Here is a 14,918-nt window from a genome sequence, read left to right as displayed (position 1 = left end):
CTGCCCCGTGGCCGGCCGGTCGAGGGCCGGGACCCGCTCGTTCAGGCCGGGCGGCCGAACGTGACCGCCTCCCGGACCAGCTCCGGCGCGTTCTCCACCAGTTGCGCGTCCGGCCGCGCGCCGAGCGCGTCGTTCACTGTGGAGAAGGCGAGCCGGAACGCGATCAGCGTGGTGGCCTCGAAGATCTCCCGGTCGTTCAGGCCGGCGTCGCGCAGGCGTTGGGTGTCGGCCTCGGTGGTGGCGTTCGGGTCCGTCACGACCCGGCGGGACCAGTCGGCCAGCGCCGTCTCCCGCTCGGACAGGGCCGCCTCGTCGCCGCGCAGCACCGCGGCGGCGGTCTCCTCGTCGCTCATCCCGGTCAGCCGCACGCCCCAGGCCAGCGAGCAGTACGAGTCGCCCCGCGCGGCTGCGGTGGCGGCGACCAGCACCGCCACCTCACGCGCGGACAGCGTGGACGCGGACAGCAGTTCGGCGCGCGTGTTCTGGAACGACATCAGCACGTCGGGTCGCCAGCACCAGACGCGGGTGAGGTTGTTGACGTAGCCGTCGGAGGAGAGGTCGTCCTCGTACGCGGCTTTCGCCGCCGGGCTCTGCGGCGGTTCGGGGAGGAAGGCGGCGCTCATGCGGGCAGTCTGCGCCACCCGGGCGCCCCCCACTGGCTGATCAACGACAGTAGGATCCGCTGATGATCCGGGCGGTCTTCTTCGACGTGGGCGGGACGATCCTCGACGAGACGCGCGAGTTCGCGACGTGGGCGGACTGGCTGGGCGTACCCCGGCACACGTTCTCCGCGGTCTTCGGCGCGGTGATCGCCCGAGGGCTGGACTACCAGGAGGTGTTCCGGGCGTTCCGGCCGGACTTCGACCTCACCGCCGAACTCGCCCGCCGGGTCGCGGCCGGTGACCCGGAGTCGTTCGGCGAGGAGGATCTGTACCCGGACGCGCGGGCGTGCCTGACCGCCCTGAAGGACCAGGGTCTGCGCGTCGGCCTGGCCGGCAACCAGCCGGAGCACGCCGAGGCGACGCTGCGGACGCTGGACCTGCCGGTGGACGTGATCGGCACGTCGGCGGCCTGGGGCGTGTCGAAGCCCGCGCCGGAGTTCTTCGACCGGGTGGTCCGCGAGAGCGGCGGCGACGCGGCGGCGATCCTGTACGTCGGTGACCGGCCGGACAACGACGCCGCGCCCGCGATGGCCGCCGGCATGTCGGCGTGCCTGATCCGGCGCGGGCCGTGGGGGCACATCCTCGACATGCCGGACGTGGCCGACCGGTGCCTGTTCCGCATCGACTCGCTGCACGAGCTGCCGGACCTGGTGGCGCGGCACAATGCGGCGGGCGGCTAGGCCGGGGCGTCACCGGTCACGGAGACCCGCGTCCGATGGTGGCGCGGCGACTCGATCTCGTCGACCACCGCCACCGCCAGATCGGCGTACGACAGGGGCGCCGACGCCGGGGCGCGCTCGCCGCCGAGGCGGTACCGGCCGGTGCGGGTGCCGGCCACGTCCAGCGCGGCGGGTGGGGTGAGCACCAGCCAGTCGACTGTGGTGTCCGCCGCGCGGAGCCGGTCCAGGCCGGCGGCGTGGCTGAGCGCGAACGGCCGCAGCTCGGCGGGCAGCACGGCCGGGTCGTCGTAGAGGGGCCGGCCGTGCGCGTCGATCAGGGTGGCGAACAGGCCGATCGCCACGAGCCGGGGCACGTCCGCGCGGGCCAGGCCGTGCAGCAGCGCGTCGGCTGCCCGGACGAAGAAGTCCGGATCGAGGCCGGCGGCGGCGAGCGCGTCCGGCCCGGACGCCGGGCTGACCGCGTGGACGACGGCGTCGTGCCCGTACCCGATGGAGGTGACCGTCTCCGGGTCGGTGACGTCGCCGCGTACCGCGGAGGTGAGGTCGGGATGGCGGGCGGGGTCGCGGACGACGGCGGTGACGCGGTGGCCGCGGCGGTGGGCCTCGGCGGTGACGGCGCGGCCGGCCCGGCCGCCCGCGCCGAAGACGGCGATGCTGGTCATGGCGCGACGGTAGGACGCGGGGTGCCGGTTACCGCAACGGTACCGGGTTACGCTCGGGCGGTGACGCCGCTCGATCCGGACATGTTCCACCCCGCCTGTCCGTCGCGGATGATGCCGTTGCAGATCGGCGACAAGTGGACCGCGATGGTGGTGCTGTGCCTGGAGCACGGGCCGCGCCGGTTCACCGAGTTGCGGGCGCCGCTGCGCACGATCACGCCGAAGGTGCTGGCCGAGACGTTGCGGGCGATGGAACGCGACGGGCTGGTCACGCGGACCGCCTACGACGAGAACCCGCCGCGCGTGGAGTACGCGCTGACGCCGCTGGGGCGAAGCCTGCTGACGCTGGTCGCGGCCGCCCGGTCGTGGAGCGAGGCGCACCTGGACGAGTTGCTGGCGGCCCGCCGGTCGCACGATTCGCGGACGTCGTGACGGCGCCGGCCGGCACCGGGCGTGGCGGGCTGCGGAGGTTCGTTGCGAACGTGATGACGAACGTGCTCGCGAACCTCATCGCGGCGGCGATCATCTACGTGCTCGCCGCGGCCGCCGGGCTGCTCCCCCGCGACCCGGCGCTGATCCTCGCGGCGTTGTTACTCGTCGGCCTCGCCGCTGCCATGATCCTGATCTTCCTGATCAGTACGGACGCCTTCGCCGACAAGGAGGACATCCTCGGCGGGTGGATGGCGATCTCCCTCGGTGCGCCGATCCTGACCGCGGCCGTGGCGTACGCGTTCCGTGAGGGCGATCCGGCGGCGGGGGTCGCGGGCGGGCTGATGGGCGCGGGGCTCACCAGCGCAGGCGTGGCTTTGCTGGTGGCCGGACGGCGGCTGCGGCGGGCGGCCGATCCGTCGCCCGACGGCGAGCAGCAGGCGGCTGAGCCGCACGCCCGGCCTTAACGTCGTACCCGTGGCATAGCCTTCCGGCCATGGGAACCGCCGAGCTGGACGAGCTGATCGTGCCCGACGCGGAGGCGCTGCGCGCGTGGTTGTCCGCCCACCACGACACGTCGCCCGGCGTCTGGCTCGCCCTGACCCGCAAGGGCGGCACGCTCACCACACTGACCTGGCAGCAGGCGGTCGACGAGGCGTTGTGCTTCGGCTGGATCGACGGGCAGGCCCGCAAGCGTGACCACGAGAGCTCCTGGATCCGGTTCACCCCGCGCCGGGCCCGCAGCTCCTGGTCGCAGCGCAACGTCGCGCACGTGGCCCGGCTGGAGGAGCAGGGGCGGATGACACCCGCCGGCCGCGCGGCGGTGGAGGCCGCGAAGGCGGACGGCCGGTGGGCGGCGGCGTACGCTCCTCCGTCGGAGGCCGAGCTGCCGGCCGACCTGCTCGCCGCCGTCGCCGCCGAGCCCGCCGCCCAAGCCATGCTCGACGTCCTCACCAGCGCCAACAGGTTCGCGCTCATCCACCGGCTGAACGCGGTCAAGCGCGCGGAGACCCGGGAACGCAAGATCGGTGAGTTCGTCGCCATGCTGGCCCGCCACGAGACGTTCCACCCGCAGAAGGCGAAGCCGCCGGCCACGCCGTGACCCGCGTCCCGGCTCACGAGTGGTCCCGGACGAACGCGCGCAGGAGCGCGGCGCACTCGGCCGCGTGGGTCTCCACCAGCAGGTGGCCGCCGTTGAAGAGGTGCGCGTCCATCCGGTCCAGCGCGCGATGCTGCGCGAGCACCTCGTCCACGTCGAAGTAGGCGTCGTGCCGGTCCCACAGCACGAGCGCCGGGGGTTGGTGGGCGCTGTGGTACTCGGCGACCGGCGGGTCTGACCGGGCGTACGCTCGAACGAGCCGACGGTGGGAGGTCGCCCGCGATGATCCCGTTGCTGATCCTGCTCGGGCTTCTCCTCGGACGCTGGTGGCGGTTGTCGCTCGTCGCCGCCGCGCTGGGCTGGCCGGTCCTGCTGGTCGCGACCGGCGTGACGGACGTCGGCGCGGGGCTGCTCGGCGCGGCCGTGCTCGCCGCCGCGAACACCGGTGCCGGCGTGCTGCTCCATCAGGGGGCCCGCCTGGCGATCCGCAGGCTTCGGGCGTCCTGAGCCGGGCCCCGGCGCTACACGGCGCCGCCGGTGTTGCGGATCATCCGCCGGAGCACCTTGAGGGTGGTGACGTAGTCGGCGTCGTCGACGCCGTCGTGGATGCGGGCCCGGATCCCCGGCGCGTGCTGCTTGAGGCGGAGCCGGGCGTCCTCCCCCGCCTCGGTGATCCGTAGCCGGCCGTCCGCGTCGCGGGTCAGCCAGCCGCGTTCCCGGAGCACCTCCGCCTCGGCGTCCAGGTCGTCCTCGGCCCGTAGATACGAGCGCATCGCGTGTCGCAGTTCGGGGACGGTCAGTCCGCCGCCGCCGGGCAGGAGGTCGTTCGGGGACAGGTTGCGCAGCAGCCAGAACTGGGGCTGGGTGAAGCCGTGCGTGGCGTGCTGGGCCCGGGTGAAGGCGATGAGCGACTCGTACGCGACGCCCGTCCAGTAGGCGGCCGGCTGGCCAGCGAGTTCGGCGTCGGACAGGTGCTGTGTGGTCATGATGCTCTACCTCCGGCGGTGGTCGGGTGAGCACGACGCTAGGACCTCAACCACGCTTCAGATCAAGCCGCGAGGGACATCGCGTTCCGGTCGGCCCGGGCATGATGAGGCGCATGCGGGTAGCGATGGCGACCGACGCGGGACATCCCGGCCGTACCAATGAGGATTTCGCCGGCGCCGTACCCTGCGGCCTGGTCCTGGTCGACGGCGCGGGCGGCATCGCGGGCGCGGACGAGGTCTGCCGTCACGGCATCGCCTGGTACGCGACCCGCCTCGGCGGTGCGCTGCTCGGCGCGCTGGCGCAGGAGGGGAGCCTGCGCGACGTGCTGGCCGAGGGCATCGAGCGGGTCACCGACCAGCACCGCGACACCTGCGACGTCGCGCACCCGATCAGCCCGTTCGCCGCGGTGGCGATGCTGCGGTTCTCCGGCGGGACCGTCGAGCACCTGGTCCTCGGTGACGCGGTCGCGCTGGTCGGCCGGGCGGCCGGTGATCCCGTCGTCGCCCACGATCCGCGTGAGGTGGTGATCGCCCGAGCCTTCGAGGAGCGGCTGAAGGACGTGCCGGAGGGCGGCGACGAGTACCGGCGGCTGCTGATGGAGCTGCGGTCCCGCCGCAACAGCCCCGGCGGCTTCTGGGTCGCCAAGGACGATCCGGCGGTGGTGGCCGAGGCGGTCACCGGCGAGTGCCCGGCCCACGACGTGACCGGCGCGGCGCTGCTCAGCAACGGCGCGAGCCGTCTCGTGGACACGTTCGGCCTGACCGACTGGCCGGGGCTGTTGCGCCTGCTGGAGACCGCCGGCCCGGCCGAGGTCATCGCCCGGGTTCGGGCGGCGGAGGCAACCGGGGGCGTCGCCACCGACGACGCGACGATCATCTGCCGCGCCTGACCGGCACGACAATCCGGCTGTGCTCGTGTTGACTGCGGCGATGGACCGTCAACGGCTCAGCAGCATCGCGCACTCGCACCACCCGATCGCGGCGCCGCTCTCCGGCGTCAACGTCAACCGGCTGCTGCGCCGGGCCGGTCGCCGGCCGGCGGCCCGGATCCTCGACCTGGGCTGCGGGGAGGCCGCCTGGGCGTTACAGGCCCTCGCGCACCACCCGGACGGGCACGCCGACGGCGTGGACCTCAACCCGTACGCGCTGGAACGCGCCACGGAGGCCGCCGCCGTGCGCGGCCTCGCCGACCGGCTCACGCTGCACGAGCGCGACGCCCGGTCGTACGTGCCGGACGGCGACTACGACCTGGTGCTCTGCGTCGGGTCGACGCACGCGTTCGGCGGGTTCGGCGAGACGCTGGAACTGGCCGGCCGGCACGTGAACGCCGACGGCGTCCTGATGGTGGGCGAGGGATTCTGGCAGGTGCCGCCGACGCCGCAGGCGCTGGCGGCGCTGGGCGCGAAACCCGACGACCACACCGACCTCGCCGGTCTGGTCGCGGCCGCCGAGCAGGCCGGCTGGACCCCGGTGTACGCGCACGTCAGCGACGCCGCCGAGTGGGACGACTACGAGTGGTCGTGGACCGGTTCGCTGACCGAGTGGGCACTGGACAACCCGGGTCACCCGGATGCCGCCGGCGCGCTCGCCACCGCCCGGGAGCACCGGGACCAGTGGCTGCGCGGATACCGCGGCGTGCTGGGGTTCGTGACGCTGGTGCTGCGCCGGATCTGACCGTCGCGCTACGCGGGTCCGGCTCGGGACAGGCGGGCGGGGCACTATCGTTCGGGCGTGCAGATCCGTTTCGCCGTACCGGCCGACCCCGCCTATCCGGCCCGCGTGGCCGCCGCGCTGGCCGCCGCCCGGCTGCGCCGCTTCGGCTACATCGGCGCGGCCCTCGCCGCGATCGGGGTGATCGGCTGGATCGCCTCGCAGGCGTCGGAGCGGGGTGGCCGCTTCGCGTCGCTGTGGACCGCGTTGATCGTGGCCGGCGTGCTGTCGATGCTGTACGCGCCGTGGGTGCGGTGGCGGGCCCGACGCCGGTCCGGCGGCTACGCGGTCGAGGGCGGCTACGACATCGACGACCGCAACATCATGATGCGCAGCGGTTCGGAGTCCGGCGGCATCGCCTGGGACGGCGTCGAGCGGGTCACCGAGACCCCGGATTTCTGGATCGTGTACGTGGGACGGATGCCGGCCACGGTGATCCCCCGGTGGCTGATGTCCGCCGAGGACGCCGGGACGCTGCGCGCCTTCATGGCCGGACGCGGACTGCTCGGCGACCGTTGACGAGGTTCTGATCGGCTGTACGTGTTGCGTCGCCGGCCTGTCCGGCGGTCGCGTCAACCTGCCGCACCGGCGGTCCCGCAGCGGTCAGCTCGCCGGGCATCGTGTGCCCGGGGCGGGCACGGTCAGGTCGACGAGGTACCGGTCCACCACCGCGGTCGTGCAGTCGGTGCGCTGGTAGGTGCCGTGGCCCCAGCCCTCGTAGGTGACCAGGCGTCCGTGCCGGCCGAGTTGCCGGGCGACGTTCACGGCCCAGGCGTAGCCGGTCCGGGGATCGTGCCGGGCGTTGAGCAGCAGCAGCGGCGTGCGGGTGTGCACGTTCAGCTCGTGCGGCGGGTTGCGGACCGGGGACGGCCAGCCCAGGCACGTCTGCACGGCCAGCAGGCCGGCGCCGTACCGGACGTCCGGGGCGACGGCCCGGGCGTCCCGGACCACGCCGGCGTACGCGGCGTAGTCGCTTACCTGCGCCGGCCAGTCCGCGCAGAACGCCGCGACGGAGACCGGGAGATTCACCTCCGGTGGCGGCGTACCGGCGGCCATGTCCCGCACGATCACCGCGAGTTGCGGCCAACGCGGACCGGCGAGCAGGCCGAGCGCCACAGCGGTGACGTCGAAGGCGGTACGGGGGGCGTACTCGCCCCGGTCCGCGCGGGCCAGCGCCTGCGCCCAGACCGCCCGCACGTCGCGTGCGTGGAGCACGCACTCCGGCGACCTGTCGCACCAGGACACGAACTCGTCGAACGAGTCCTGCAACGCGGCGGCCTGCGTCCGCACGAAGGAGCGCACGTCGAGGCTGTGGTCGAACACGCCCTCCAGCACGACAGCCCGCACGCGGCCGGGGTACCGCTCGGCGTACTGCTGGCCCAGCAGCGTGCCGTACGAGCTGCCGTGGAAGGACAGCCGCCGCTCCCCCAGCGCCCGCCGCAACGCGTCGAGGTCCCGGGCCGTGCTCAGCGTGTCGGCATGGTCGAACACCGGGCTGGTCGGACGGCACCTGCGCCACAGCGCCTGGTTGTAGGCCACCGCGGCGTCGAAGTCGGCCTGACCGGTCAGCGGGACGGCCGGCTTGCGCAGCGCCGGATCCGGGGCGCAGACCGGCGCGGCGGTGCGGGCCACGGTACGCGGGTCGAAACTGACCAGATCGAACCGGTCCTGCAACTCGTCGCTGAACCGGTCGCCCTTGCGGATCCGTTCCACCCCCGAGTCGCCGGGGCCTCCCGGCCCGAACACCAGCGTGCCCACCCGCTCCGGCGTTCGCGCCAGCCGGCGTGCCACTGCGAGATCGAACGTCGGGCCGTTCGGCCGGGCCCAGTCCACCGGCACCCGCAGCCGGGCGCACCGCACGCGTTCATCCGGCGGGACGTCCGGCAGGTCGTCGGCGCACTCGCTCCACACGAGCCGCTGCGGCGGAAGCCCGGCGCGCGCCGCGCCGGGCAGTCCCGCCAGGACGGTGAGCGCGGCCAGAGCGACGGCCACGGTACGTCGGAACACGGCACCTCCCGGTGTCTTGGATGCCTGTCGATTCTTCAGCGGCGTCCCACCCGAGTCCCATACGGAAACGCCCCGATATGCCCGTCGGGTCTTTCCCCCATTCCGTCCCTGACGGGCCGAAGGACGGGCAGGCGAGCCGCACCGTGGCGGTCTAGCATCGGGCGATGACGTCGTCCCTGGACAGTCTGCCGAAGATCAGCGCGCCGGCCACCCGGGCGCTGACCGCGGCCGGCTACACCACGCTGCGCCGGCTCGCCGGTGTACCGCGCGCGGAGCTGGCCCGCCTGCACGGCATGGGACCGAAGGCGCTGGGCGTCATCGAGGCGGCCCTCGCCGAACACGACCTGCGGCTGAGCTGACGAGGCGATCGCGATGCCGCTCGGCAGACTCCACCACCTGATCGTCGACTGCCCGGATCCGATGACCGAGGCCCGCTTCTGGAGCGCGGTCCTGGGCGACCCGGTCACGTACGCGGACGACGACTTCGCCGTGGTGTCGGCCGGTACGGCGGCGTCCGGGCTGGCGTTCCAGCGCGTCGCCGACCTGGTTGCGCCGACGTGGCCGGATCCGGCGGTGCCGCAGCAGATGCACCTCGACGTGATGGTCGACGACCAGGAGGCGGTGGGTACGGCGGTGCTCGCGCTGGGCGCGCGGCGGCTGGCGGGCGACCACGTGTACGCCGACCCGGCCGGTCACCCGTTCTGTCTGATCCCGCGCCCGACCTGGGCGCCGCCGGTCGGCGGGCTCGCGTGACCGACGACCGACGCGTACGCCGGGTCCGCCCATACCACTGGGGTGCCGTCTACCTCAGCGACGCCCTCTGCGAGACCGACTTCGACATCGACTTCCACGCCGGGGACGCGCCGGTGTTCGCCACGACGCACCACGTCGCGGTCGTGGTCGCCTCCGCCGCCGTGGCGGACGAGGGAGAGGCAGATGTCACCCTCGACATCCGGGTGACGTCGCAGCGCGTCACGGGGCACCCGCACGAGGTGACACTGGACGTCCCGTCCGGGCGGCTCTACGTCGGCGACGCCGACGACAACGACGAGATCGAGTTGGCGCCGGGCCGCTGGCTGCTGCAGTTCGCCGTGGACGACGCGACGGAGGCCCGGCACGTCGAGCTGGTGGTGTCACCGCTCTGACCGGTCACGGCCTCTCCTGGTAGGAGATGAACTCCAGCAGGCTTCCGTCCGGGTCGCGGAAGTAGACGCTCGTCCCGGTGCCACCGGCGCCGACCCGCCGGACCGGTCCCGTCTCCACCTCGACGTCGTGCCGCCGCAGGTGCGCCACCGCCTCCTCGATCGGCCCGGCCCAGACGAAACAGATGTCGCTGTTGCCCGGACGGACGGGAATCCGGGCCACGTTGCCGCCGAGGTCGAGACCCGGCCCGTGCACGCTCAACCGGTGGCGGCCGATCCGGAAGGCGACGCGGTCGCCGCCGACGCCGATCACCTCGGCGCCGACGACGTCGCGATAGAAGTCGGTGGCGGCCCGCCAGTCGGACACGGCGATGACGACGTGGTCCAGTCCGGTCACGGGCGCCATGCGATCACCCTACGGACCGGACGGCGTCCCCTCCCCCGGATCCGCCGAGGCCGCCACCGGCGGGCCCGCCTTCAGGTGCCGGGCGAAGAACCGGTTCGCGGCGTCCCCCTCGAACCACGGCACGCCGGTGTGCCCGCCCATGTTGGCGTGCAGCGTCTTCTCCGGCGAGCCGAAGGCGTCGAACAGGTCCAGCGCCATCCGCCGGTCGTTGCCCTCGTCGTCCCACTGCAACAGGACGTGCAGCGGAATGGTGACCCGCCGCGCCTCCTCGATGATGGCGCGCGGCACGAAGCTCCCGGCGAACAGGAGCGCGGCCACGATGCGCGGTTCGACCACCGCCAGCCGTACGCCGATCGAGATCACCCCGCCGGCGTACCCGACCGGGCCGCCGACCTCGGGCAGCGCGAGGAGTGCGTCCAGCGCGGCCCGGCACTCCGGTACCGCCTCCTCCACCAGCGGCAGGACGAGCCGGTCGACCACCTCGTCGGCGACCCGCTCGCCGGCTGCCAGTGCCCGGCGCAGGTCGGCGCGGGCCTGCTCGGCGGCGGCGGACGCGGGCCGGTCGCCACCGCCGGGCAGTTCGATGGTGGCGGCGGCGAAGCCCTGTTCGACGCAGCCCTGCGCCCGGGCCGCCAGGCGGGGATACATCCGGCGCAGTCCGCCGGGGTGGCCGAGCAGGATCAGCGGGGCCGGCGCCGACGTGGAGGCGGGCGTCCACAGGATGCCCGGGATCTCGCCGAGGGTGAACTCGCGTTCGCGGACGCCGTCGGCGAGGCGCTGTTCGGAGGTGAAGCGCATGGTCGTGCCTTTCGGGAGTGCGACGGCGCTCCCGGACGACCTATCGCCCGGCCGTGACCCCCGAGGGGAGCACCCATGTCGATACTGCGGTCACGGGTACCACCTCCCTCGTTCTCCGGCACGGCCACCGGCAAGGTAACAGCGCTCGCCGGACGGGCCAACCGGTTTATCGCGGTGTGATCCCGGACCGTCAGCCGCGCTCGAAGCCGGCGAAGACGACCGCCAGCGCCCGGGCTTGCAGGTGCTCGTCCCATCCGCCGTGCAGCGCGCCCTGGCACATGCCGGTGAGCAGCGCCATCACCTCGGGTAGCCGTACCGAGTCGGCGACGGTTCCGTCGGCCTGGGCCTGTTGCAGCAGCCTGCCCATCGCCTCCTCCAGGTGACCTACCGCATCCGGGAGCCGGATGTCCACGCCGGATCCGGCGAGCAGTTCGACTGCCGTCTTCTTCGCGGCGGCCTGGGCCACAGTGTGTCTGAAGAAACCGAAGAGGTCGTGTCGTCCCGCCTCCTCGGTGAGCTGTGCGAGCAGTCGCTTCATGAGCGCCGCGAGCAGGTCCTCCTTGGTGGGGAAATGACGGAAGACCGTGCCGATGGCAACGCCGGCCCGGCGGGCCACCTCCTCGGTGGAGGCGCGGGCGCCGAACTCGGCGAAGACCGCCTCGGCGGCGTCCAGGATGCGTGCCCGGTTGCGTTGCGCGTCGGCGCGCAGGGGCGGACCCTCTACCAAAGTGAGTCTCCACTCATTATTCTCGGAGCCACAAGTCGAGTCATGACTCATTATCGCGGAGGCCGACGTGACACCACAGCAGATCTTCGAGAGCATGCGCGCCAAGTGGCTGGCGAACCTGCCCACCTTCGAGGCCGATTCGCTGGCCGACGACGTGGTGATCGAGACGCCCTTCGCCGCGCCCGGCCACCCGACCCGCACCGAGGGGAAGCAGTCCGTTCTCGAGTACACGCGAGCGGGCCGGGCGTCGTTCCCGGTGCGGTTCGACGAGTGCCGCGGCGTGGTCGTACACGAGACCGCCGATCCCGAGGTGATCGTGGTCGAGTACGAGCTCGTCGGCACGCACACGGTGACCGGGGTGACCGCGTCCGCGCCGTTCATCGGGGTGTTGCGGACCCGGGACGGCAAGCTGGCCCACTGGCGCGAATATCAGCACACACTCGCCATCGCCGGGGCCGCCGGCCCGGCATGAGCCGGCATCAGCGCCGCGGCTCAGGTGGTCGGTGTCGGCGACGGGGCGAACGGCCACGGCTGCGGCCCGAACAGCGCCGTGCACGCGGACAGGAGCCCGCGCTGCGCCTCGGCCATACGGGCGTCGACCGGGCCGGTGTCCTCGTTCGGGCCGTTGCGGACGAACATGTCCCCGGATTCCTTCGCCGCCACCGCCAGCCGTTCGCCGGCGTCCCGGACGCCCGGGTCGGCCGCCTTGCGGGCACGCATGGCGATCGGCGAGTTCGAGGTGAAGCGGACGTCCTGCTGCTCGACCACCCGGGCCACCATGTTGCACGCACCGGCCGCGACCTTGTCCGCGGGCGCGGTCGAGCCGGCCCGAGGAGCGGCCGAGGCCGACGCGGACGACGACGGGGTGGCGGACGTCGACGGCGTGGGTTCCGAGGGCGCACACGCGGAGACGACGAACAGCAGGGAGAGCGCGGCGAGTTCACGTTTCACCGCACGAGGCTAGCGATCATGGTAGGCATGGCCTCCGTCCGGGTGCCCCGCCCACCGTCGTCGCGTCGACATCGGACCGGTCAGCGGCCCGCCGCGCGGAGCATCGCCTCCGTCTCGGGGTCGGGCATGACCTCCCGGACCTCCTGGGCGCAGCGGCACGAAACGGCGATCTTGGCGGCCCACTTCAGCGCCTCGTCGCGTGAGGCCACGTCGAGGACCACGAACCCGCCGATGACCTCCTTGGTCTCCGGGAACGGCCCGTCGGTGACCACCCCGTCCGTGTCCACGATGCTGGCCTGCTGGCGTTCGAGCCCGGTGCCGTACACGAACACGCCAGCGTTCACGGCCTCCTGGATGACCGCGTGCGCGTCCTTGCCCACCTGGGGGATCTCCTCCGCGGGGATGTGGTCCATCGCGCCGTCGTTGAACGAGATCAGGTACCGCGGCATGCCATGACTCCCTTGTCCGGGCGGCCGGTCCGGCCGCCTCTCACCCGTCCTACGAACGAGCCGACCCGGATCCGACGTTATACGCCGCTCGACGTTATGCGCCGCTCGGATTCAGTGCGCTTCGAGAACGAAGAAGATGAAGCAGAGGAAGGCCGTACGGCCGTCGAGTTCCGGGGGCAGCAGCTCGCGCGGCGTGTCGGGCGAGAACGGCGGTTCGCTGATCACCGAGAGCCGGAAACCCGCGTCGGTGAACGCCGCCGTCATCGCGTGCAGCGGCCGGTGCCAGTAGGTGAGCGTGGCGCGCTGCCCGTCGAAGTCGTACTCCTCTGACCAGCTCGCGACGGCGAAGTAGTCGGCGTCCGGGAACGCCACCTCGTACCCGATCGGATGGTTCACCGACACCAGGAGCCGGCCGCCGGGACGCAGCACACGGCGCAGCTCGGCCAACGGCGCGGTCCAGTCCTCCAAGTAGTGCAGCACCAGCGACACGATCACGTCGTCGAACGCGCCGTCGGCGAGCGGCAGCGGCGCGCCCAGGTCGGCCACCAGCAGCGTCGCGTCCCCGCCGAGCCGCTCGCGGGCCAGCTCCACCATCGCCGGGCTGCCGTCGAAGCCGGTCACGACGGCCCCGCGCGCGGCGAGCGCCTCGGACAGCGGGGCGGTGCCACAGCCCGCGTCGAGGATCCGCCGGCCCCGCACGTCCCCGGCGAGTTCCAGCATCGCGGGCCGCTCGTAGTAGGCGTTGAACAGGCTGGACTCGTTCTCCGCGGCGTACCGCTCGGCGAAGCCGTCGTAGTGGTCCGGCCTCACCGGGCCGCCTCAGCGGGTGGAATGGGCACGGCGGTGCCGGTCACCGCGATCCCGGCGCCGGGATCGGCGGGGATGCCGACGGTGAGCAGGCTCGGGCGGCCCATGTCCTCGCCCTGCCGCACGGTGACTGTGGCGGGCGGCCGCACCAGGCCCATCTCGCGCAGGTAACCGCCGAACGCGGCGGCCGCCGCGCCGGTCGCGGCATCCTCGACCACGCCGCCGGGCGGGAACGGATTGCGCGCGTGGAACACCAGCGGGGACTCGCGATGCACCAGGTCGATCGTCGTCCAGTCCCGCTCGGCCATGAGCGCGCTCAGCGCCGCCATGTCGTAGTCCAGGTCCGCCAGGCGCTGCCGGGTCGCGGCGGCCACGATCGGATGCCAGGCCCCGGCGTACGCGACACGCGGCGGCAGCGTCGCGTCGAGATCGTCCGGCGACCAGCGCAACGCGGCGAGCAGCGCCGCCAGGTCGTCCGCGCCCAGCGGTACGGTGCGCGGCGCGACGCTGGTGAGCGTGGCGGTGGTGGTGCCGTCGGCCTGCGCGCTCGTGGCGACCTCGACCAGTCCGGCGCGGGTGTCCAGGTGCAGCGCGCCGGGGCCGTGCCGCTCGGCGAACGCGACCGCGGACGCGATCGTCGCGTGCCCGCAGAACGGCACTTCCGCCTTCGGGCTGAAGTAGCGCACCGTGAACCGCCCGCCCTCGCCGGGCAGGAGGAACGCCGTCTCGGAGTAGCCGACCTGCGCCGCCACCTGCTGCATCTCCGCGTCATCCACCCCGGTGGCGTCGAGCACGACACCGGCCGGGTTGCCGCCGGCCGGGTCTGCGGTGAACGCCGCGTATCGGAGAACGTCCATGATCATGAGCCTAGCGCCGGTGGCCCGGCTCGTGGACCCCCGTGACGAGCCACGCGGAACTACTCTCCGGGCATGCCCAGCTTCGAGATCACCCCCATCGGCACGGTCCGCAACGACCGGACGGACATCCAGCACAGCGACAACTGGGGCGCCGTTCGCAGCACGATCGTCGTCGACGAGCGTTTCGGCGAGGCGTGCCTGCAGGGCCTGGAGGAGTTCTCGCACGTGGAGGTCGTGTTCGTCTTCGACCGGTTCCCGGACGGCGGCGACCACCGCGAACCCCGTCCCTACCGGGGCCGGGCCGACCTGCCGCCGATGGGCGTGTTCGCCGGCCGTGGTCCCCGTCGGCCGAACCGGATCGGCGTGACGTGCTGCCGCATCGATTCGGTCCACGGCCGGGAACTGACGGTGGTGGGCCTCGACGCGGTGTCCGGCACGCCGGTCATCGACCTGAAGCCGGTGCTGGTGGAGTTCGTCCCCACGGACGTCCGGCAGCCGGAGTGGGTCAGCAGCATGATGTCCGACTACTTCCGGCCGTAGCGTCGGCGC

Annotated in this window: 25 protein-coding genes; 13 read left to right on the top strand and 12 right to left on the bottom strand. The window is 73.2% G+C overall.

What is annotated here, in order from left to right; all coding sequences use genetic code 11:
- Positions 1–41: 41 nt before the first annotated feature.
- Positions 42–623, bottom strand: coding sequence for a carboxymuconolactone decarboxylase family protein (locus tag J3R08_RS14365; RefSeq protein WP_245254736.1), 582 nt, complete (start codon positions 621–623; stop codon positions 42–44).
- A gap of 62 nt (positions 624–685) precedes the next feature.
- Between J3R08_RS14365 and J3R08_RS14360 the strand changes: the two genes are divergently transcribed.
- A complete protein-coding gene (locus J3R08_RS14360; protein WP_064446208.1) occupies positions 686–1,342 on the top strand; it encodes an HAD family hydrolase in 657 nt (218 codons plus the stop codon).
- Here the strand turns inward: J3R08_RS14360 and J3R08_RS14355 are convergent.
- Positions 1,339–2,004, bottom strand: coding sequence for an NAD(P)-dependent oxidoreductase (locus J3R08_RS14355; protein ID WP_043324673.1), 666 nt, complete (start codon positions 2,002–2,004; stop codon positions 1,339–1,341). The two genes, J3R08_RS14360 and J3R08_RS14355, sit on opposite strands and share 4 nt — an antisense overlap.
- Before the next feature lie 60 nt (positions 2,005–2,064).
- On the opposite strand from J3R08_RS14355, the gene J3R08_RS14350 reads away from it, so the two are divergent.
- From J3R08_RS14350 to J3R08_RS14340, 3 genes are read left to right on the top strand one after another with little or no spacing between them, the layout of a single operon-like run.
- The gene (locus tag J3R08_RS14350; RefSeq protein ID WP_223201100.1) at positions 2,065–2,433 is read left to right on the top strand and encodes a helix-turn-helix domain-containing protein; all 369 of its coding nucleotides are present in this window, start codon (positions 2,065–2,067) and stop codon (positions 2,431–2,433) included.
- A 53-nt stretch (positions 2,434–2,486) separates the two neighbouring features.
- Complete coding sequence (locus tag J3R08_RS14345) at positions 2,487–2,897, top strand: diguanylate cyclase (protein ID WP_209961584.1); 411 nt, start codon at positions 2,487–2,489, stop codon at positions 2,895–2,897.
- 29 nt (positions 2,898–2,926) lie between these two features.
- Positions 2,927–3,532 carry a YdeI family protein gene (locus J3R08_RS14340; protein WP_043324674.1) on the top strand — a complete coding sequence of 202 codons (606 nt, stop codon included), beginning with the start codon at positions 2,927–2,929 and terminating at the stop codon, positions 3,530–3,532.
- Between the two features lie 13 nt (positions 3,533–3,545).
- Here J3R08_RS14340 and J3R08_RS14335 read toward each other — a convergent pair whose 3' ends face one another.
- Positions 3,546–3,716, bottom strand: a complete 171-nt coding sequence (locus J3R08_RS14335; RefSeq protein WP_231915454.1) for a hypothetical protein — start codon at positions 3,714–3,716, stop codon at positions 3,546–3,548.
- Positions 3,717–3,811: 95 nt separating this feature from the next.
- On the opposite strand from J3R08_RS14335, the gene J3R08_RS14330 reads away from it, so the two are divergent.
- Positions 3,812–4,036 carry a hypothetical protein gene (locus J3R08_RS14330; RefSeq protein WP_064446210.1) on the top strand — a complete coding sequence of 75 codons (225 nt, stop codon included), beginning with the start codon at positions 3,812–3,814 and terminating at the stop codon, positions 4,034–4,036.
- A 14-nt stretch (positions 4,037–4,050) separates the two neighbouring features.
- Here J3R08_RS14330 and J3R08_RS14325 read toward each other — a convergent pair whose 3' ends face one another.
- Positions 4,051–4,515, bottom strand: a complete 465-nt coding sequence (locus J3R08_RS14325) for a transposase (RefSeq protein WP_043324676.1) — start codon at positions 4,513–4,515, stop codon at positions 4,051–4,053.
- A gap of 113 nt (positions 4,516–4,628) precedes the next feature.
- Here J3R08_RS14325 and J3R08_RS14320 point away from each other — a divergent pair, with 113 nt between their 5' ends.
- From J3R08_RS14320 to J3R08_RS14310, 3 genes are read left to right on the top strand one after another with little or no spacing between them, the layout of a single operon-like run.
- On the top strand, positions 4,629–5,405 hold the full coding sequence (locus tag J3R08_RS14320; RefSeq protein ID WP_245254735.1) for a hypothetical protein: 777 nt from the start codon (positions 4,629–4,631) through the stop codon (positions 5,403–5,405).
- Between the two features lie 19 nt (positions 5,406–5,424).
- A complete protein-coding gene (locus J3R08_RS14315) occupies positions 5,425–6,189 on the top strand; it encodes a cyclopropane-fatty-acyl-phospholipid synthase family protein (RefSeq protein ID WP_247301551.1) in 765 nt (254 codons plus the stop codon).
- A gap of 57 nt (positions 6,190–6,246) precedes the next feature.
- Positions 6,247–6,744, top strand: coding sequence for a YcxB family protein (locus J3R08_RS14310; RefSeq protein WP_043324678.1), 498 nt, complete (start codon positions 6,247–6,249; stop codon positions 6,742–6,744).
- An 84-nt stretch (positions 6,745–6,828) separates the two neighbouring features.
- Here J3R08_RS14310 and J3R08_RS14305 read toward each other — a convergent pair whose 3' ends face one another.
- Positions 6,829–8,232 carry an alpha/beta hydrolase gene (locus J3R08_RS14305; protein ID WP_209961582.1) on the bottom strand — a complete coding sequence of 468 codons (1,404 nt, stop codon included), beginning with the start codon at positions 8,230–8,232 and terminating at the stop codon, positions 6,829–6,831.
- Between the two features lie 164 nt (positions 8,233–8,396).
- Between J3R08_RS14305 and J3R08_RS14300 the strand changes: the two genes are divergently transcribed.
- The 3 genes from J3R08_RS14300 to J3R08_RS14290 are packed head-to-tail and all read left to right on the top strand — an operon-like array spanning position 8,397 to position 9,377.
- Complete coding sequence (locus J3R08_RS14300) at positions 8,397–8,591, top strand: DNA-binding protein (protein WP_069090180.1); 195 nt, start codon at positions 8,397–8,399, stop codon at positions 8,589–8,591.
- Positions 8,592–8,604: 13 nt separating this feature from the next.
- Positions 8,605–8,985 (top strand): VOC family protein, encoded by a 381-nt coding sequence (locus J3R08_RS14295; RefSeq protein WP_209961580.1) that lies wholly within the window; start codon positions 8,605–8,607, stop codon positions 8,983–8,985.
- The gene (locus J3R08_RS14290; RefSeq protein ID WP_104114202.1) at positions 8,982–9,377 is read left to right on the top strand and encodes a hypothetical protein; all 396 of its coding nucleotides are present in this window, start codon (positions 8,982–8,984) and stop codon (positions 9,375–9,377) included. Before J3R08_RS14295 ends, J3R08_RS14290 begins: the two co-directional genes overlap by 4 nt.
- Positions 9,378–9,381: 4 nt before the next feature.
- Here the strand turns inward: J3R08_RS14290 and J3R08_RS14285 are convergent, their stop codons facing one another.
- From J3R08_RS14285 to J3R08_RS14275, 3 genes are all read right to left on the bottom strand, one after another.
- Entirely contained in the window at positions 9,382–9,780 is a 399-nt protein-coding gene (locus J3R08_RS14285; RefSeq protein WP_209961578.1) for a VOC family protein, read from the bottom strand.
- 9 nt (positions 9,781–9,789) lie between these two features.
- Positions 9,790–10,578, bottom strand: coding sequence for an alpha/beta hydrolase (locus J3R08_RS14280; protein ID WP_209961577.1), 789 nt, complete (start codon positions 10,576–10,578; stop codon positions 9,790–9,792).
- A 190-nt stretch (positions 10,579–10,768) separates the two neighbouring features.
- Positions 10,769–11,305, bottom strand: a complete 537-nt coding sequence (locus J3R08_RS14275; RefSeq protein ID WP_374102380.1) for a TetR/AcrR family transcriptional regulator — start codon at positions 11,303–11,305, stop codon at positions 10,769–10,771.
- Positions 11,306–11,372: 67 nt separating this feature from the next.
- Between J3R08_RS14275 and J3R08_RS14270 the strand changes: the two genes are divergently transcribed.
- Positions 11,373–11,777: a nuclear transport factor 2 family protein gene (locus tag J3R08_RS14270; protein ID WP_104114198.1), complete on the top strand. Its 405-nt coding sequence runs from the start codon at positions 11,373–11,375 to the stop codon at positions 11,775–11,777.
- A gap of 20 nt (positions 11,778–11,797) precedes the next feature.
- Here the strand turns inward: J3R08_RS14270 and J3R08_RS14265 are convergent, their stop codons facing one another.
- The 4 genes from J3R08_RS14265 to J3R08_RS14250 all read right to left on the bottom strand — a co-directional run bounded on the left by J3R08_RS14265 (position 11,798) and on the right by J3R08_RS14250 (position 14,369).
- Positions 11,798–12,256 (bottom strand): hypothetical protein, encoded by a 459-nt coding sequence (locus tag J3R08_RS14265; RefSeq protein ID WP_209961574.1) that lies wholly within the window; start codon positions 12,254–12,256, stop codon positions 11,798–11,800.
- Between the two features lie 80 nt (positions 12,257–12,336).
- Entirely contained in the window at positions 12,337–12,705 is a 369-nt protein-coding gene (locus J3R08_RS14260; protein ID WP_043324687.1) for a YciI family protein, read from the bottom strand.
- 111 nt (positions 12,706–12,816) lie between these two features.
- The gene (locus J3R08_RS14255) at positions 12,817–13,515 is read right to left on the bottom strand and encodes a class I SAM-dependent methyltransferase (protein ID WP_043324689.1); all 699 of its coding nucleotides are present in this window, start codon (positions 13,513–13,515) and stop codon (positions 12,817–12,819) included.
- Positions 13,512–14,369: a PhzF family phenazine biosynthesis protein gene (locus J3R08_RS14250; protein ID WP_064446521.1), complete on the bottom strand. Its 858-nt coding sequence runs from the start codon at positions 14,367–14,369 to the stop codon at positions 13,512–13,514. The genes J3R08_RS14255 and J3R08_RS14250 overlap by 4 nt, the downstream gene beginning before the upstream one ends.
- A 72-nt stretch (positions 14,370–14,441) precedes the next feature.
- Between J3R08_RS14250 and J3R08_RS14245 the strand changes: the two genes are divergently transcribed.
- The gene (locus J3R08_RS14245) at positions 14,442–14,909 is read left to right on the top strand and encodes an SAM-dependent methyltransferase (protein WP_209961572.1); all 468 of its coding nucleotides are present in this window, start codon (positions 14,442–14,444) and stop codon (positions 14,907–14,909) included.
- Positions 14,910–14,918 lie beyond the last annotated feature (9 nt).

Source organism: Micromonospora sp. HB375, assembly GCF_017872985.1.
In the GTDB taxonomy this organism is placed as follows: domain Bacteria; phylum Actinomycetota; class Actinomycetes; order Mycobacteriales; family Micromonosporaceae; genus Micromonospora; species Micromonospora chalcea.
This window is presented reverse-complemented; position numbering and strand designations above follow the sequence as displayed.

Bases quoted from the DNA above. Each gene is read 5' to 3' on its own strand.
- J3R08_RS14245 (WP_209961572.1), top strand. From the start codon at position 14,442: ATGCCCAGCTTCGAGATCACCCCCATCGGCACGGTCCGCAACGACCGG.
- J3R08_RS14285 (WP_209961578.1), bottom strand. From the start codon at position 9,780: ATGGCGCCCGTGACCGGACTGGACCACGTCGTCATCGCCGTGTCCGAC.
- J3R08_RS14355 (WP_043324673.1), bottom strand. From the start codon at position 2,004: ATGACCAGCATCGCCGTCTTCGGCGCGGGCGGCCGGGCCGGCCGCGCC.
- J3R08_RS14280 (WP_209961577.1), bottom strand. From the start codon at position 10,578: ATGCGCTTCACCTCCGAACAGCGCCTCGCCGACGGCGTCCGCGAACGC.
- J3R08_RS14250 (WP_064446521.1), bottom strand. From the start codon at position 14,369: ATGGACGTTCTCCGATACGCGGCGTTCACCGCAGACCCGGCCGGCGGC.
- J3R08_RS14300 (WP_069090180.1), top strand. From the start codon at position 8,397: ATGACGTCGTCCCTGGACAGTCTGCCGAAGATCAGCGCGCCGGCCACC.
- J3R08_RS14260 (WP_043324687.1), bottom strand. From the start codon at position 12,705: ATGCCGCGGTACCTGATCTCGTTCAACGACGGCGCGATGGACCACATC.
- J3R08_RS14325 (WP_043324676.1), bottom strand. From the start codon at position 4,515: ATGACCACACAGCACCTGTCCGACGCCGAACTCGCTGGCCAGCCGGCC.
- J3R08_RS14320 (WP_245254735.1), top strand. From the start codon at position 4,629: ATGCGGGTAGCGATGGCGACCGACGCGGGACATCCCGGCCGTACCAAT.
- J3R08_RS14330 (WP_064446210.1), top strand. From the start codon at position 3,812: ATGATCCCGTTGCTGATCCTGCTCGGGCTTCTCCTCGGACGCTGGTGG.
- J3R08_RS14295 (WP_209961580.1), top strand. From the start codon at position 8,605: ATGCCGCTCGGCAGACTCCACCACCTGATCGTCGACTGCCCGGATCCG.
- J3R08_RS14360 (WP_064446208.1), top strand. From the start codon at position 686: ATGATCCGGGCGGTCTTCTTCGACGTGGGCGGGACGATCCTCGACGAG.
- J3R08_RS14345 (WP_209961584.1), top strand. From the start codon at position 2,487: ATGACGAACGTGCTCGCGAACCTCATCGCGGCGGCGATCATCTACGTG.
- J3R08_RS14340 (WP_043324674.1), top strand. From the start codon at position 2,927: ATGGGAACCGCCGAGCTGGACGAGCTGATCGTGCCCGACGCGGAGGCG.
- J3R08_RS14365 (WP_245254736.1), bottom strand. From the start codon at position 623: ATGAGCGCCGCCTTCCTCCCCGAACCGCCGCAGAGCCCGGCGGCGAAA.